This is a genomic window from Agrobacterium vaccinii (assembly GCF_021310995.1).
GTDB lineage: Bacteria > Pseudomonadota > Alphaproteobacteria > Rhizobiales > Rhizobiaceae > Agrobacterium > Agrobacterium vaccinii.
In genome coordinates this window covers 381,199-396,371 of sequence record NZ_CP054150.1, presented here as the reverse complement: position 1 = coordinate 396,371, position 15,173 = coordinate 381,199, and the positions used below count along the sequence as shown (strand labels likewise).

General features: G+C 58.3%; 19 protein-coding genes. 7 read left to right on the top strand and 12 right to left on the bottom strand.

Annotation, left to right across the window (positions count from 1 at the left end; genetic code table 11):
- The first annotated feature begins 14 nt into the window (after positions 1 to 14).
- From flgA to fliP, 6 genes are all read left to right on the top strand, one after another.
- Complete coding sequence (gene flgA / locus HRR99_RS01925; RefSeq protein ID WP_233122554.1) at positions 15 to 503, top strand: flagellar basal body P-ring formation chaperone FlgA; 489 nt, start codon at positions 15 to 17, stop codon at positions 501 to 503.
- On the top strand, positions 500 to 1,624 hold the full coding sequence (locus tag HRR99_RS01920) for a flagellar basal body P-ring protein FlgI (protein WP_233122553.1): 1,125 nt from the start codon (positions 500 to 502) through the stop codon (positions 1,622 to 1,624). The genes flgA and HRR99_RS01920 overlap by 4 nt, the downstream gene beginning before the upstream one ends.
- The gene (locus HRR99_RS01915) at positions 1,624 to 2,151 is read left to right on the top strand and encodes a MotE family protein (RefSeq protein WP_422387323.1); all 528 of its coding nucleotides are present in this window, start codon (positions 1,624 to 1,626) and stop codon (positions 2,149 to 2,151) included. Before HRR99_RS01920 ends, HRR99_RS01915 begins: the two co-directional genes overlap by 1 nt.
- The gene (flgH, locus tag HRR99_RS01910) at positions 2,148 to 2,873 is read left to right on the top strand and encodes a flagellar basal body L-ring protein FlgH (RefSeq protein WP_111840876.1); all 726 of its coding nucleotides are present in this window, start codon (positions 2,148 to 2,150) and stop codon (positions 2,871 to 2,873) included. The genes HRR99_RS01915 and flgH overlap by 4 nt, the downstream gene beginning before the upstream one ends.
- A 78-nt stretch (positions 2,874 to 2,951) precedes the next feature.
- On the top strand, positions 2,952 to 3,491 hold the full coding sequence (locus HRR99_RS01905; protein ID WP_233122551.1) for a flagellar basal body-associated FliL family protein: 540 nt from the start codon (positions 2,952 to 2,954) through the stop codon (positions 3,489 to 3,491).
- Positions 3,488 to 4,225, top strand: a complete 738-nt coding sequence (gene fliP, locus HRR99_RS01900; protein WP_111840874.1) for a flagellar type III secretion system pore protein FliP — start codon at positions 3,488 to 3,490, stop codon at positions 4,223 to 4,225. The genes HRR99_RS01905 and fliP overlap by 4 nt, the downstream gene beginning before the upstream one ends.
- A 143-nt stretch (positions 4,226 to 4,368) precedes the next feature.
- On the opposite strand, the gene HRR99_RS01895 is transcribed toward fliP, so the two are convergent.
- The 6 genes from HRR99_RS01895 to flhA are packed head-to-tail and all read right to left on the bottom strand — an operon-like array spanning position 4,369 to position 9,139.
- Positions 4,369 to 4,905 (bottom strand): hypothetical protein, encoded by a 537-nt coding sequence (locus HRR99_RS01895; protein WP_112498874.1) that lies wholly within the window; start codon positions 4,903 to 4,905, stop codon positions 4,369 to 4,371.
- On the bottom strand, positions 4,902 to 5,267 hold the full coding sequence (locus HRR99_RS01890; protein WP_111840872.1) for a hypothetical protein: 366 nt from the start codon (positions 5,265 to 5,267) through the stop codon (positions 4,902 to 4,904). Before HRR99_RS01890 ends, HRR99_RS01895 begins: the two co-directional genes overlap by 4 nt.
- A gap of 21 nt (positions 5,268 to 5,288) precedes the next feature.
- Positions 5,289 to 5,843, bottom strand: coding sequence for a rod-binding protein (locus HRR99_RS01885; RefSeq protein ID WP_112498875.1), 555 nt, complete (start codon positions 5,841 to 5,843; stop codon positions 5,289 to 5,291).
- Positions 5,844 to 5,883: 40 nt separating this feature from the next.
- Positions 5,884 to 6,291 carry a hypothetical protein gene (locus tag HRR99_RS01880; RefSeq protein WP_111840870.1) on the bottom strand — a complete coding sequence of 136 codons (408 nt, stop codon included), beginning with the start codon at positions 6,289 to 6,291 and terminating at the stop codon, positions 5,884 to 5,886.
- 8 nt (positions 6,292 to 6,299) lie between these two features.
- On the bottom strand, positions 6,300 to 7,052 hold the full coding sequence (gene fliR, locus HRR99_RS01875; RefSeq protein ID WP_111840869.1) for a flagellar biosynthetic protein FliR: 753 nt from the start codon (positions 7,050 to 7,052) through the stop codon (positions 6,300 to 6,302).
- Positions 7,049 to 9,139 (bottom strand): flagellar biosynthesis protein FlhA, encoded by a 2,091-nt coding sequence (flhA, locus tag HRR99_RS01870; RefSeq protein WP_233122550.1) that lies wholly within the window; start codon positions 9,137 to 9,139, stop codon positions 7,049 to 7,051. The genes fliR and flhA overlap by 4 nt, the downstream gene beginning before the upstream one ends.
- A 284-nt stretch (positions 9,140 to 9,423) precedes the next feature.
- On the opposite strand from flhA, the gene HRR99_RS01865 reads away from it, so the two are divergent.
- Entirely contained in the window at positions 9,424 to 11,616 is a 2,193-nt protein-coding gene (locus HRR99_RS01865; RefSeq protein WP_233122549.1) for a DUF1217 domain-containing protein, read from the top strand.
- Positions 11,617 to 11,690: 74 nt separating this feature from the next.
- Here the strand turns inward: HRR99_RS01865 and yacG are convergent, their stop codons facing one another.
- From yacG to hisD, 6 genes are all read right to left on the bottom strand, one after another.
- On the bottom strand, positions 11,691 to 11,915 hold the full coding sequence (yacG, locus tag HRR99_RS01860; RefSeq protein ID WP_111840866.1) for a DNA gyrase inhibitor YacG: 225 nt from the start codon (positions 11,913 to 11,915) through the stop codon (positions 11,691 to 11,693).
- Between the two features lie 5 nt (positions 11,916 to 11,920).
- A complete protein-coding gene (locus HRR99_RS01855; RefSeq protein WP_111840865.1) occupies positions 11,921 to 12,544 on the bottom strand; it encodes a Maf-like protein in 624 nt (207 codons plus the stop codon).
- A gap of 30 nt (positions 12,545 to 12,574) precedes the next feature.
- On the bottom strand, positions 12,575 to 12,793 hold the full coding sequence (infA, locus tag HRR99_RS01850; RefSeq protein WP_027673809.1) for a translation initiation factor IF-1: 219 nt from the start codon (positions 12,791 to 12,793) through the stop codon (positions 12,575 to 12,577).
- A gap of 105 nt (positions 12,794 to 12,898) precedes the next feature.
- On the bottom strand, positions 12,899 to 13,378 hold the full coding sequence (locus HRR99_RS01845; RefSeq protein WP_233122548.1) for an arsenate-mycothiol transferase ArsC: 480 nt from the start codon (positions 13,376 to 13,378) through the stop codon (positions 12,899 to 12,901).
- Positions 13,379 to 13,380: 2 nt separating this feature from the next.
- Positions 13,381 to 13,854: a UPF0262 family protein gene (locus tag HRR99_RS01840; RefSeq protein ID WP_233122547.1), complete on the bottom strand. Its 474-nt coding sequence runs from the start codon at positions 13,852 to 13,854 to the stop codon at positions 13,381 to 13,383.
- A 3-nt stretch (positions 13,855 to 13,857) separates the two neighbouring features.
- Positions 13,858 to 15,156: a histidinol dehydrogenase gene (gene hisD, locus HRR99_RS01835; protein WP_233122546.1), complete on the bottom strand. Its 1,299-nt coding sequence runs from the start codon at positions 15,154 to 15,156 to the stop codon at positions 13,858 to 13,860.
- Positions 15,157 to 15,173 lie beyond the last annotated feature (17 nt).

Below are 15,173 nucleotides of genomic sequence, written 5' to 3'. Positions count from 1 at the left end.
AAAGGTAGGGTAACATGAAGTTTCGCCCGAAAATCGTGCCTGGCAGTCTCTGCACAACGGCGCTGGCGCTCATGGTCGGTCTGGTGGCGCTTGCGCCTCAGGCTGCACTTTCGCAGCAAGGACACGCCGTTGTACCGACTGGCACCATTTTCCCCGGCGACACCATCACCCGCGAACGCGTGACGGAAGTTCTGGTAACCAACCCCAATCTCGCGCCCGGCTATGCCGAAAGCATCCAGACCGTGGTGGGCAAGGTTTCCAAACGCACACTGGTTGCCGGCCGGACCATTCAGGTCGGCGACCTTCGTGATCCTTTCGCCATCCAGCGCGGGGCCACCATCCGAATCGTCTACAGCATGGGCGGCATGAACCTCTCGGCATCCGGCACCGCCGTCGAAGACGGCATGGCTGGCGAAATCGTCCGCGTTCGCAACCGCGATACGGGCGTCACCATCAGCGGAACGGCGATGCAGGATGGAACTGTGGAGGTTTTCCAAAAATGAGTTTCCGTCAGGGCATCATCTCTGCCGCACTGATCGTCGCCACGCTGTTCGTGTCGGCGCCAGAGGCCTATTCCGAAGCGAATGCGCGCATCAAGGATATCGCGTCCCTCCAGGCGGGTCGTGAAAACCAGTTGATCGGTTACGGCCTCGTCGTTGGTCTTCAGGGCTCGGGCGATAGCATGCGGTCATCGCCCTTCACCGAACAGTCCATGCGCGCCATGCTACAAAATCTCGGCATTTCCATGCAGGGCAACCAGACCGGCTCGAAGAACGTCGCTGCTGTCATGGTCACGGCCAATCTTCCGCCCTTTGCCAGCCCCGGCAGCAGGCTCGATGTCAATGTCAGCTCGCTCGGCGACGCATCGTCGCTGCGTGGCGGCACGCTGATCATGACGTCCATGTCCGGCGCCGATGGCCAGATCTATGCCGTCGCACAGGGCTCCGTCATCGTATCCGGTTTCAATGCCGAGGGACAGGCTGCACAGGTGACTCAGGGCGTGACGACCGCAGGGCGCGTGCCCAGCGGCGCGATCATCGAGCGCGAGCTGCCATCCCAGTTCAAGGACTCCGTCAATCTGGTGCTGCAACTGCGCAACCCTGACTTCTCGACATCGACCCGCATCGCAGACGCCATCAACGGCTATGCCCGCACGGCTTTCGGTGAACCGATTGCCGAAGCGCGCGACAGCCAGGTCGTTTTCATCCAGAAGCCCCGCACCGCAGACCTGACGCGGTTGATGGCCAGCATCGAAAACCTGGCCGTCATCACCGACACGCCCGCCAAGGTCGTGATCAATGAGCGTACGGGCACCATCGTGATCGGCGCCGACGTCCGCATTTCGCAGGTTGCCGTCAGCTACGGCACGCTCACCGTTCAGGTTACCGAGACGCCGCAGGTCATCCAGCCGCAGCCATTCAGCCGTGGGCAGACTGCCGTCCAGCCGCAAACGGATATTTCTGTCATCGACAAGGGCGGCCCGGTTGCTGTCTTGAACGGTCCGAACCTCCGCTCGCTGGTGGCCGGTCTCAACAATATCGGCGTCAAGCCCGATGGCATCATCGCCATTCTTCAGGGCATCAAGTCAGCCGGTGCGCTGCAAGCAGAACTGGTGCTACAATGATGGCTAAATTCGCAGACATCCTCACCCCTCGCCGCACGCTGATCGCGCTGTTTCTTCTGACAGCCGCCCTTCCCTCCGCGAAAGCGCAGGAACAGGTGCGCGTCACCACCGGCGACACCAGTGGGCAGGAAATTCAGCAATATTGCACCAACGTCATCGATCAGGCCCGCGACCAGCGCTATGTCCTGCAAAAGCAGGATCTGGAAAAGCTGCAGGCGGACGTGGACAACCGCATTGCCGTCATGGAAGCGCGCAAGGCCGAGTATGAAGACTGGCTGAAACGCCGCAACGACTTCATGGCGCAGGCCGACGCGAACCTCGTCAACGTCTACAAGACGATGAAGGCGGATGCCGCCGCACCGCAGCTCGCCGAGGTCAATCCCATCCTTGCGGCAGCCATCATCATGAAGCTACCGCCACGACAATCCGGCCTGATACTGGCCGAAATGGATCCCAAGAAGGCAGCCATGGTCGCCGGGATCATGTCCAGCGCGTCCGACAAAACCACATCAAGAGATCCGTCATGAACAAAGCGCTCATTCTTGTCCTTTCCGCCGCAAGCGTTCTTTCCGGTTGCTCCAGCATCACCCAGAACCAGACGCTGAAGGAAATCGGCAACGCACCCGCCATGAGCCCGATCGGCAGCGGATTGCAGTTCAGCCAGGCGCCGCAGCTTGCCTCCTACCCCAAGCAGCCTCTGCGCGCGGCTAGTGGCTACTCGCTGTGGAGCGATAGCAAGGCGGCCCTGTTCAAGGATGCACGCGCCCTCAACATCGGCGATATCCTGACGGTCAACATCCAGATCAACGACAAGGCGTCGTTCGACAACGAGACCGACCGCACGAAGAAGAACAACCGTGAGACCGGCTGGAAAGCGAATGCCGAAATTCTCGGCTGGAAGCCGCAGGCGGATTCCACGCTCAGTTTCGACAACACCAGCGAGTCCAACGGCAAAGGCACCATCAGCCGTGCTGAAAAGCTGACGCTTCTGGTGGCAGCCGTCGTCACCGGCATTCTGGAAAACGGCAATCTTCTGATCAGCGGTTCGCAGGAAGTGCGCGTCAACCACGAAGTTCGCATTCTGAACGTCGCCGGTATCGTGCGTCCTCAGGACGTCAATTCCGAAAACACCATTTCCTACGAGAAGATCGCGGAAGCCCGTATTTCCTACGGTGGCCGTGGCCGCATCACGGAAATCCAGCAGCCGCCGGTGGGCCAGCAGATCGCGGACATGTTCTCGCCGATCTGATCGACGCATCCATACAAGTGCATCCGGCCCCTTGCATTCCGCAGGGGCTGTCATCCAAGACAGACGTTAGAAGCGATCATGAGCCTCACGACAACCGAACCTGCCGCACCGAAGAAGCCGTCCATCATCGTGACGGCGGGGGCCATTGTCGTGCTCTCGCTTCTGGGTATCGGCGGCGGCTGGTTCGTGGGCAACACGCTGCTGGTTCCAGCCGCGCCTGTTGCTGCAACACCGGTGGTCCCGCCTGCTGCGGAGCCAGCCTCGGCTGCTGCCGCAGCGGGTGGTCATGGCGCACCGGCTGCCGGTGGCGAGCATGGCGCGGCGGGTGCTGCTGGACCCAGCCTGATCGCGCTCGATCCCATCGTTACCAATCTCGGTTACCCCACCGACAACTGGATCAGGCTCGAACTTGCGCTGCAATTCAACGGCCCCGGTGACACCGGCATGGCTCAGGATTTGCACCAGGAACTGATGGCCTATCTCAGAACCGTTTCTCTCCAGCAGCTTCAGGGCCCGCGCGGCTTTCAATATCTTAGGGATGACCTGAGAGAAATCGTTGACCTCAGATCAAAAGGGCGCGTATCCAAGGTTCTCTTCAGAACCTTTGTGATAGAATGATTCGAAAACTTTTCCTTCTGCTGGTCATAGTCCTTACACCGGGACTTGCGCTCGCCCAACAAACGCCGGCGGATTTGCTCAATCTGCCGCTTGATGGGTCTGCGGCCTCGTGGATCATTCGCACCTTCGGGCTGCTGACGGTTTTGTCCATCGCGCCCGGCATCCTCATCATGGTGACTAGCTTTCCGCGCTTCATCATTGCCTTTTCCATTCTGCGTTCCGGCATGGGCCTGGGCACCACCCCATCTACCATGATCCTGACCAGCATGGCGATGTTCATGACCTTCTACGTCATGGCACCGACGTTCGAGCGGTCCTGGCAGGATGGCATCCAGCCGCTTTTGCAAAACCAGATTACCGAGGCCGTGGCCATAGAGCGCGGTGCCGAGCCGTTTCGCACCTTCATGGTCGCCAATACACGCCCCAAGGATCTTGCGCTTTTCGTGGACCTCGCAAATGAGCGCGGGCAGGAAACGATGAACGGCACTGTGCCGCAATATCGCGTCCTCATCCCCGCCTTCATGCTGTCGGAAATCCGTCGCGGCTTTGAAATCGGCTTCCTCATCATCCTGCCGTTCCTCGTTATCGACATGGTGGTTGCCACCATCACCATGGCCATGGGCATGATGATGCTGCCGCCAACCTCGATCTCGCTGCCGTTCAAGATCCTGTTCTTCGTGCTGATCGACGGCTGGAACCTGCTGGTCGGCTCGCTGGTCAGATCGTTCTACTGACGAAGCGCGCGCCACGAGACCGTGTCAGCGCCCTCCTCCGCCCCCATCTTTTTCATTCATCAACCGTCCAGATAAAACAAAACCGCCCGAACTGACATGACGCAGTTCGGGCGGCTGAATTCGCATGGATGAAGATCGATTAATCAGTGGCCGGAACTGGCAGCACCGGCGGGCTTCGGCGGCTCGGGGTCGGTATCGACAACGATCTTCTTCGGCTTGGCATTGGGGTTTCTCGCCTCGATCTCTTCCTTCGAGATGAAATCCATCTGCTCGATGAGGACCTGCTTGACGAGCGGCTTTTCCATCCGCGCGTTGAGACCGTCCTTGATCCTTGCCTTGAAACCGTTGACGTCGAACTTATCGGCGTCCTTGACGTTCACCAGCTTGTCGCCGACCAGAAGCGTATAGAGCTCATCGGTCAGAAAGGTTGGAACCGGAACCTTGAGGTCCTTCAGCGCTTCGTCATCGACCTGAAGGCTGGCGCGCACGAGGAAGTAGCCGGACACCTTGCCATCGGCCACCACGGGCAAGGTGACCGTTTCGCTTTGCACGAAATGCGGCGGCTGAACGACTTCGGCGCTTTTGTCTGCTCCACCCTTATTACCGAATGTCACGGCGGCATAGACGCCGCCGAGTGTTACGACGAGAATCCATATCCCGGTCGCGATCAGCTTGATCATTGCGCCCCGCTCGCGAACTGTTGCAACGAGTAGGTGCCATCGTCTTCAGCACGCTTGGCGGCGGTCTTCAAGAGATCGACCACGGCCTTGACGGCGAAGAGATTGGCTTCGACACGACGGGTGTTGATGGCAAGCTTTGCCTTGATGTCGAGGATCTGACGCTTGTGCGCCGCGGCGATCTTGGCACCGTCGACGTCGCGCAGCAGCATGCTGAGTTCGTAGAGGCACCGGCTCTTGTGGGCGTTGGACGTCTTGAAGTCGAAATCCGGGTCCTTGCCGATCCGCTGGTTCTCGTTGTCGATCACCGTTTCGAGGCGGCCGAGAATAGCCTGTGTTCTATAGTCGTTGTTTACAATTTCCATGATATTTCAGCGCTCCGCCGCTTAGCTTTCAGTCTTGTTGGTTTCGGCTACAGAAAATGTGCGCCGCTGGAAGTCCGTCACCATACTGACGGCAAGGCTCTTGTCGTCCTCGTTCATCTTGGTGGGTGCTTCGGCATTGCGCACCTTCTGCATGGCCTGATTATAGGCCTGCTCGGCAATGCCGATGCCGCCGCGCTTGGAAACGGCATCCGCCATCTGCTCGGCCATCATGCTTTTCCAGAAGTCACCGGCAGAACCCTTGCCGTAAACCTCTTCGCTTTCCTTCGGCATCATGTTCTGAAGCATCGTGGACAGAACGCTCGCCTCGAACTTGCGATAGGTCTCGGGTATCTTTTCGTCGGACTTGACGTGGTGGATGTTGCCGACGCCCGCCTTGCCCGCTGCCGTGTCGATGCTGTTGATGGCAGATTCGAAGCCCGCATTGCTGGCCGTCAGCACCGACGCTTGACGCGCAGCACCGAGCGAACTCAGTTTTTCCCGCGCAGCGACCAGCTGTGTAGGGTCCGCCGCATTCACGACATCAAGCACGAGATCGCTTGGAGGAGAAATGGCCACGTCGTCATCCTTTCCGTTTTAATCGGATGACGATACCTGCCTAACCTTGCTGGAGGCTGGTGTCTTTCAGGCTCATCTGGAGATCGATCATCTCATAGACGCTGTTGTCTTCGCGCACACGCTGCTCGTCGGCGCGGGCAGCATCGCGCTTGTCTTCCAGGCGCTCGCCCTTTTTCGTCTCTTTCAGAACGTGCTGTTCCTGCGCCTTTTCGATCGCTTCCAGGCGCACATCACGCGACATCAGCCTGCCGTGGCGGGTGGCGTAATGCTTGAGCATCTGCTGGTGCATCGGATCGAGAGAGGTCAGATAACCGCTCAGCGCGTCGATCTTTTCGGCGATCTCGTTGCGCTCGCGCGTGGTGATGGCCAGCTCGTTTTCAGCCATCTGTTTCAGGTGACCCTGCACCTTGACCAGACGGTTGAGCTTCTTGGATTTCGAATCGTCCATCGCCGACCTCACATATTGCCAAAGACACGGAAGAAGCCGGTGACGAATTGATTCACCAGCGCTCCTATGCCGAAGTAGAGCAGCAGCAGCCCCCCGCCCAGCGCATAGGGCGTGGAGATAAAGTAGACAGGTATCTGCGGCGCCAGCTTGTTGATAAGGCCGATCGCCACGTTGAAGAGGAAACCGTAGAGAATAAACGGGCTCGCCACGCGCAGAGCCACGTTCATCGAGGCGACCAGCGTATCCGTCAGCGAAATCAGCATGCGCTGCACGCTCATGGCACCGCCCAGCGGAATGGTCACGTAGGACTCGACGATAGCGCGGAAGACGACGTGGTGGAAATCGAGAATGAACAGCAGCAGCAGCACGCCATAGGACAGCATGCTCGCCAACTGGTTTTCCGAGGTATCTTCCAGCACATCCTGAGCCGGCGGGCCGGTAAATGAGATGGCCGTGCCCATGGCCGTTGCGGCGAACTGCATTCCCAGCACGTAGAGATGGGCGATCATGCCGAAGGTGGCGCCGACCATGGATTCGAAGAAGATGAATTTGAGGATCGTCACGGGATCGGACTTCACCACCGGGTAGATCGTGTCCCACAGCAGTGGCAAAATCGCCATGGCGAGGGCCATGGCGAGCAACAGGCGGATTTGCATGGGAACGCGCGCCGAGGAAAACCCCGGCATCACCATCAAGCAGGCACCGATCCGGCAAAATGCCAAAAACAGTGCTACAACCGTTCCCTGCGGGTCTGAGATCATGAGATCGAGCCGAGTATCTTTATTTCCGTGCCCTTGGCGAGTTCGACATGGGACAGCACCGGCAGCGTGCTGAAAAGCCGTTCGGTAATCATGCGCACATATGACCGGGTTTCCGGCAAGGTGACAAGTACGAATGGCAGGCCGACATCCATGTATTCACGGATAACTTTGCTGGCCTCGTTGGAGAACTCTTCCACCTGACGCGGATCGATGTCGAATTCGATGACTTCGCCCTTTGGATCGCGCTTGATGGCCTGCTGGAACACAACGTCCCATTTCGTGCCCAGTCGCAGCACGCGCAGCACGCCGTTGTCGGAGAGATCGCCGCAAATCTGCTGCGCCATGCGGATGCGAACGTGTTCGACGATCTGCTCCGTGCGGCGAAGATGCGGCGCAAGTTCCGCGACCGCTTCGAGAATGAGGTGAAGATTGCGGATCGACACGCGCTCGGCCAGCAGCAGCTTCAAGATGGCCTGCAGACCGGAATAGGACATGTGCGACGAGCAGATTTCGTCGGCGAGCTTCTTGTACTCCGGGTCCAGACGATCGATCAGCACCTTGACGTCCTTATAGGACAGCAGCATCGGCAGGTTGTTGCGGATGACTTCGCTGACGTGGGTCAGAAGGGCGGAGATATTGTCGATAGGGTGGAAGCCCTCGCGCTTCAAATCTTCCACGAAGTTTTCCAGCACCGAGACCGCTGGCATGCCGAAAGCGGGTTCGCGAACCTCGTCACCCGGAACCGAGGGTCTGCGACCCTTGCCGGTGATGACAAGAACTTCACCGACGCGCAAGGTGCTTGCGGCAACCGTCGTGCCGTGAATTCTGATCTGGTAGGACTTGTCGGGAATGGCGATATCGTCGGTGACCTTGATTTCCGGCACGACGAAACCGTATTGCGTGGCGAACTTCTTGCGCATCTTGCCGACACGGAATCCCAGTTCCTGATGCGCACCCAGCAGGCGTGGCGAGACCTGCTTGCCTAGCGCAAGCTCGATTTCTGTGGTGCGCAGCGAGTTCTTGACGGTGTCCTTTTCGGCTTCCTCGGTCTTGGTCGTCTGCTGTTCTTCGGCAATGCGCTCTGCGTTCTTGGCTTCCGCCAACTGCCGGGGAATGAACCATGCGCCAAAGGCCAGCATGCCGCCCAGGAAACAGAACGGTATGAAGGGCAGGCCCGGAATGAGCGACAGAACGAACATCAGGCCTGCGGCAACGCCGAGGGCCTTTGGATATCCGCTCAGCTGGTTGATGACGGCCGTGTCGGTGGAGCCCTGCGCGCCACCACGGGTGATGATCAGACCTGCGGCCAGCGAGACGATCAGGGCCGGAACCTGCGAGACGATACCGTCACCGACCGAAAGTTTGACGAACACGTCGGCAGCTTCACCGATCGGCATGCCGTGACGGAAAACGCCGATGATGATACCGCCGCAGATGTTGATGGCGGTGATGAGAAGGCCCGCGACCGCATCACCACGAACGAACTTGGACGCACCGTCCATCGCACCGTAAAAGGCGCTTTCTTCTTCGAGTTCGCGGCGGCGAAGCTGGGCTTCTTTTTCGTTGATGATACCGGCAGACAAGTCGGCATCGATCGACATCTGCTTGCCGGGAATGGCATCGAGGGTGAAGCGAGCGCCGACTTCCGCGATACGCGTCGCACCCTTGGTGATGACGATGAAGTTCACCACAATGAGGATGAGGAAGACGATCAAACCGATGACGAAGTCGCCGGACATGACAAGGCTGGAGAAGCCCGCAATGACCCCACCGGCAGCACTGTGTCCCTCATTGCCGTGAGACAAGATGACGCGCGTGGTCGCGATGTTGAGCGCCAGACGGATCATGGTCGAAATCAGAAGGATCGTCGGGAAGGACGAGAAGTCCAGCGGGCGCTGAATCCACAACGACACCATCAGGATAAGGACGGAAAACGCAATCGAGAACGCCAGTCCCATATCGATCATAAAGACCGGTATCGGCAGGAAGAGAATGCACAGAATGGACACGATGCCGACGGCAAACCCGATGTCGCGACCTCGTGCGGCGACTTTGGGAAGGGGCAATATGCTCGAAGGCGCAGCCATTCTAACTCCATCTCTTCATGAGAACTTGTAGAAGCATCACGGCTTTTCTCTCATGGAAAAGCCTGCCGACCCATTGGACAGAGATCGACGCCCGACATTTAAGCATCCAAGCTTGCGCGAGAGTGGATGGATTGGCGGATGCCACCTTGCGAGCAAACATACCCCTTCACCCCAAATTTAGGCTTTGGTTCACACCATTTTTGTAATATCTTATGTGAAGTTATTCGCGCGATGAGAGCGTGCACGCTGGCCATGACGTAAGGCCTAACCCTGCAAGGCTACCGATGGCGATTTCCACCTATGCAAGTTATCTGACCGTAAACCGGGATCTGAAGTCATCGCTTGCGACGGTGGCCAGCCAGTCCTCGGTGGCGAAGGACACGGCGTATTACAAGGAAAACATCGGCAAGGTCACGACGGTCGATGAGTTTCTGGGCGACTACAAGCTCTATTCCTATGCGATGAAGGCCTATGGCCTTGAAGACATGACCTACGGCAAAGCCTTCATGCGCAAGGTGCTGGAGAGCGATCTTACCGATAGCGCCAGCTTTGCCAATTCGCTGACCGACAAACGCTATGTGCAGTTCGCCGAGGTCTTCAACTTCGCCGGTGACAAGAAGGCCGCGCAGAATTCCGCCCAGGCCACCAGCCTGACCGATGCCTACACCGCCTCGTTCGCCGCAGAGGAAAAGTCGATCAAGGACGAATCGACCTATTTCGCCAGCAAGATCGGCGCGATCACCAGTGTGGATGACCTGCTCAAAAACAGCAGGCTTCAGTCCTACATGCTCGATGCGGTCGGCCTGGATTCCGAATTCGTTTCCAAAAGCTATCTGAAACAGGTCCTGACCAGTGATCTGGACGACGAAAACAGTGTCGCCAATCAGGCCAAGAACAAGGCCTGGAAGACGCTTGCCGAAGCCTTCAACTTCAATGCCGATGGCACACTCGATAGCGGCATCACCGCCCAGACGGCAGACCAGACCGAAGATTTGAAGCTGGACTATGTCTTCAACAATTCGACATTCAATTCGAAGACTCTGTCCGATGCGAACAATCGGTATTTCGAAAAGAGCGTTGCCAGGGCGACGACCGCGACCGAACTGGTTTCGGACAGCCGGGTTCTGGCCTACGTCAAAACGGCCTTCAGTCTGAGTTCCACGATGCTGTCCAGCAGTGTGGCCAGCCTGATGTCGAGCGAGAATTTCGCAACCACCTATGGCAACACCGCGTTGCTCGACCAGTTCAATTTCCAGACCGATGGCACGCTGGCCGCTGGCGATACGGCGCAGACGGCAACACAGACTAGTGCCGTCGCCAAACTCTACAACACGGCATTTTCCGCCAACGAATCCGCGGCACGCACCGCCGCAGTTGCCAACTACGAGGCACGGATTTCCAGCTACGAGAATATCGATGACTTCTTCGTCTCCAACAAAAAGGACGACGACCAGAAGAACAACAACGTCACCGAGGTATGGGACGTGGCGCTGAGAGCGTTCGGCATCGACCCCGACGAGGTCAGTCAATCCGAATTGAAACGTGTTCTGACCAGCGACGTGTCTGACAAGAAAAGTTACGTCAACTCGTTGAAAGACGAGCGCTTCGTAGAGCTCAACAAGGCTTTCAACTTCACCAGCGATGGAGAATTGAAGGCACCGCTGCTGGCGCAATCTGAAAGCATGACCAACAAGCTGGCTGACGACTACAAGGCCAGCATGGTGCGAACCCTCTCAGGCCAGGCCAAGCAGGCGGCGAATACGAAGGCCGAGACGGAAGTCGAGTATTACAAGGACAAAATGAAGTCCATCAAGACGGTGGACGAGCTTCTAGCCGACAGCCGTTTGACGAATTTCATGCTTGTGGGCAGCGGAGTAGACCCCAAGAGTGTCGAGCCTGCCGACCTCAAGAGAATGTTCGCTTCCGATCTTTCCGATCCGAAGAGTTTCGTCAACACGCAGGAAAACAACAGGTTCGCCGAGCTTGTTAGCTCCTTCAACTTCGATGACAAGGGAAAGCTGAACGCCGATGCCTCGATCGGCGGACAGCAACGTGGTGCCCTTCTGGAAACGACCAATCACTATTTCCAGCAGACGCTGGAAGAGCAGCAGGGCGCAAGCAATGCAGGCGTGCGGCTGGCCATGTATTTCGAGCGCGCAGCGCCCACCATTACCAGCGCTTACAGCTTCCTCAGCGACGACGCCTTGTTCCAGTTCTTCAAGACCACCTTCAGCCTACCTAGCTCCATCGCCAACATGGACGTGACCAAACAGGCCGAGATGGTCAACAAGTTCGTTGACCTGACGCAGCTTCAGGACCCTGAATATGTGAACAAGCTTCTCAAGCGCTTCACCGCGCTCTACGATCTCCAGAACAGCAATTCGACATCGTCGTCCCTGTCGATCCTGACGAGCAACACCGGCACATCGATCAGCGCAGACACGCTTCTGGCAGTCGCTCAGCTCTCAGCCAGATAAGCATTAAAAAAGCCCGCGACGCCATCTGGTGTCCGGGCTTCTTCCAAGCGCTTCAATGATGCTGCTGTGTGAGTTTAATAATCCTCATCACCCGGGCGGCGGTCGTCGGTTCCGTCGACCTGGCTCTCATCGTCGGCCACCGGAATGGCGTAGGAGCCTTTCAGCCAGCGCGACAGATCGAGCGAGCGACAGCGGTCGGAGCAAAACGGATAGTCTTCGCGTGTGGACGGCCGTTTGCATTCCGGGCAAGGCTGGGCCTTGCGCAGCGGCGTGACCGTGGATTTGTTGTCGTCTGTCATGGAAATCAACCCTCCTGCCAGGCGGATGCCACCTCGAAACCTTCACCTGTCAGCAGCGATACCGTTTCATACAGCGGCAGGCCGACGACATTGGTGTAGGAGCCGGTCAGCTTCTGCACGAAGCAGCTGGCAATGCCCTGAATGCCATAGGCGCCCGCCTTGCCGCGCCATTGGCCCGAGGCGATGTAGTTTTCGATCTCGTGCTGGGAAAGTCGCTTGAAGCGGACCTTGGTCTCGACGACCTTCTGGCGTACCTTGCCGCCGGGAGTAATCAGGCAGACGCCCGTATAGACCCAGTGGCTTCGGCCCGACAGAAGATGAAGTGCGGCAGAGGCATCTTCGATGTATTCCGCCTTACCGACGATGCGACGACCGACGGCAACCACGGTGTCGGAGCCGAGCACATAGGCACCCTTCCAGGCAAGCTCACCCTTCACAGCCTTATAGGCGGCGTCGGCCTTTGCCATGGAAAGCCTGCGGCAAAGCGTGCGCGGATGCTCTAGCCGTGCGGGTGTCTCGTCGATATCCATCGGCATCAGACGTGCGGGTTCGATGCCCACCTGATGCAACAGCTCAAGACGGCGTGGCGATCCGGAAGCCAGAATCAGCTTTTGTTTTGCGTCTGTCATGCTCTGCCAGTCGTCCGATCAGCCGGTCGATTACTTGAAACGATAGGTGATGCGACCCTTGGTCAGGTCGTAAGGCGTCATTTCGACAAGCACCTTGTCGCCCGCCAGAACGCGGATACGGTTCTTGCGCATGCGGCCAGCCGTGTGGGCAATGATTTCGTGTTCGTTTTCCAGCTTCACGCGGAACGTGGCATTCGGCAAAAGTTCGGTCACGACGCCCGGAAACTCGAGGACTTCTTCTTTGGTCATATAGGGTTTTTCTTCCTGTTGATATTACCGGGCTGAACAGTCCGGGAAAATTGCGCGGAAACTACACAATCGCCGCACATTTGTGAACCTAAATTGTCAATCGTTTTAAAGTGTCTCGGAAAATGGCCTGGCACGTTGCGGAAGGCGCTCCGAAATCAGCTTTTTCAGGTGCTCCCGCACCTCACGGTAAGCTTCCAGTATCTGCTCGCGCGTGCCTGTGGCGACCGTCGGGTCCATGGTGGGCCAGTAGACGACATCGAGCGCATTGGACCGCGTCAGTTCCAGCGCGGCGTGATGCGCCTCCGGGGTCAGGGTGATGATGAGGTCGAAGAAGTCGTCCTCGATCTCGTCCAGCGTGCGTGGCTTGTGCTTTCCAAGCGTCAGCCCCGCCTCATCCAGCACCGCATCCACGAAGGGGTCGCGCTCACCCGCGCGTACGCCAGCCGACTGGATATAGATACCCGGTGCAATCACCTGTTTTGCAATGACTTCGGCCATGGGAGAGCGGATGGAATTCATGCCGCACATGAACAATATGGCGCGCGGCGCCTTGTCTTTCAAGTCGACAGCCGCCGGGTCCTGCATCTCTAGCCCCGCCAATACAGCACACAGACCAGCGTGAACAGTCGCCGCGCAGTATCGAAGTCCACCTTTATCTTGCCCGATAGGCGGTCCATCAATGTCTGCGAGCCATCATTGTGAATACCGCGCCTGCCCATGTCGATGGCTTCGATCTGGCTTGGCGTAGAGGACCGGATGGCTTCATAATAGCTTTCGCAGATCACGAAATAGTCTTTGATGATGCGGCGAAACGGCGTGAGCGACAGGATATGGGTCGCAACGGCCTCATCGCTTTCGGTCTTGATCGTGAAGACGAGCTTTGCATCCACCAGCGAAATATTCAGCCGATAGGGGCCGCCGGCATGGCCTGCGGGCTCAAACGAGTTTTCCTCGATGAGGTCGAAGATGGCAACGGCGCGTTCATGCTCCACGTCAGGCGTGGACCGGCCGATGCTCTCGTCCAGAACCACATCGCAGAGCCTGAAATCCCCTGCCCCCATGTCTCACCCTTCCAGATTGAGACGAATGGCGACGGAGCGCGCATGCGCATCCAGTCCTTCGGAATGGGCGAGCGTAATCGCAGCCGGGGCCAGTTGTCGCAACTGCTCCGCGCCCAGACGCAGGATCGATGTGCGCTTGACGAAATCCAGAACCGACAGGCCAGACGAGAAACGGGCAGACCGTGCCGTCGGCAGAACATGGTTGGAGCCGCCAACATAATCACCGATCACTTCAGGCGTATGGCGCCCGACGAAGATCGCGCCCGCATTGCGGATACCAGCCATGAGCGCGTCGGGATCATCGACCGCCAGCTCCAGATGTTCGGCGGCGATGCGGTTGGCAAGGGGGACGGATTTCGCAAGATCATCCACCAGAATGATTGCGCCGAAATCGCGCCAGCTGGCGGTCGCCGTCTTTTCGCGTGACAGCAGCTTCAACTGACGCTCAACCGCCTGCTCCACCGCTTTGCCCAACTCGGCATCGTCGGTGATCAGAATGGACTGGGCACCCTCGTCATGCTCGGCCTGCGCAAGCAAGTCGGCAGCCAGCCATTCGGGATTGTTGTTCTTGTCGGCAATGACAAGCACTTCGGATGGTCCGGCGATCATGTCGATGCCGACAGTGCCGAAAACATGTCGCTTGGCGGCTGCGACATAGGCATTGCCGGGGCCGACGATCTTGGCAACCGGCGCAATGCTGTCGGTGCCATAGGCCAGAGCGGCAACCGCCTGCGCACCACCGATGCGGTAGATTTCTTCCACGCCTGCGATTCGCGCCGCCGCCAGAACCGCCGGGTTGATGACACCGCCATTTGCCGGCACCACCATGACCACACGCTCGACACCCGCGACCTTGGCCGGAACCGCATTCATCAGCACCGAGCTTGGATAGCTCGCCGTGCCGCCCGGCACATAAAGCCCGACCGCCTCGATCGCCGTCCAGCGAGATCCGAGGCCCACGCCGATATCGTCCTCGTAAATGTCGTCTTTCGGCATCTGCCGGGCGTGGTGCTTTTCGATGCGCTTGGCTGCGAGTTTCAGGGCATCCAGAACGGCGGGATCGACCTGTGCAATGGCCTCGTCTATTTCCTTCGCGGTAACCCGCATGGAGGTCTTCGAAAAATCCAGCTTGTCGAACTTCAGAGAGTAATGGGCCAGTGCTTCATCGCCCCGGCTGCGGACGTCGTCGATAATCTCGCGCACCACGGCATTGACGTCTTCGGACACTTCTCTCTTGGTCGTCAAAAACGCTGCGAAAGCCTGTTCGAAATCCTGAGACGCCTGCTCCAGCCAGATTGCCACGTAACCTACCCTCTTGC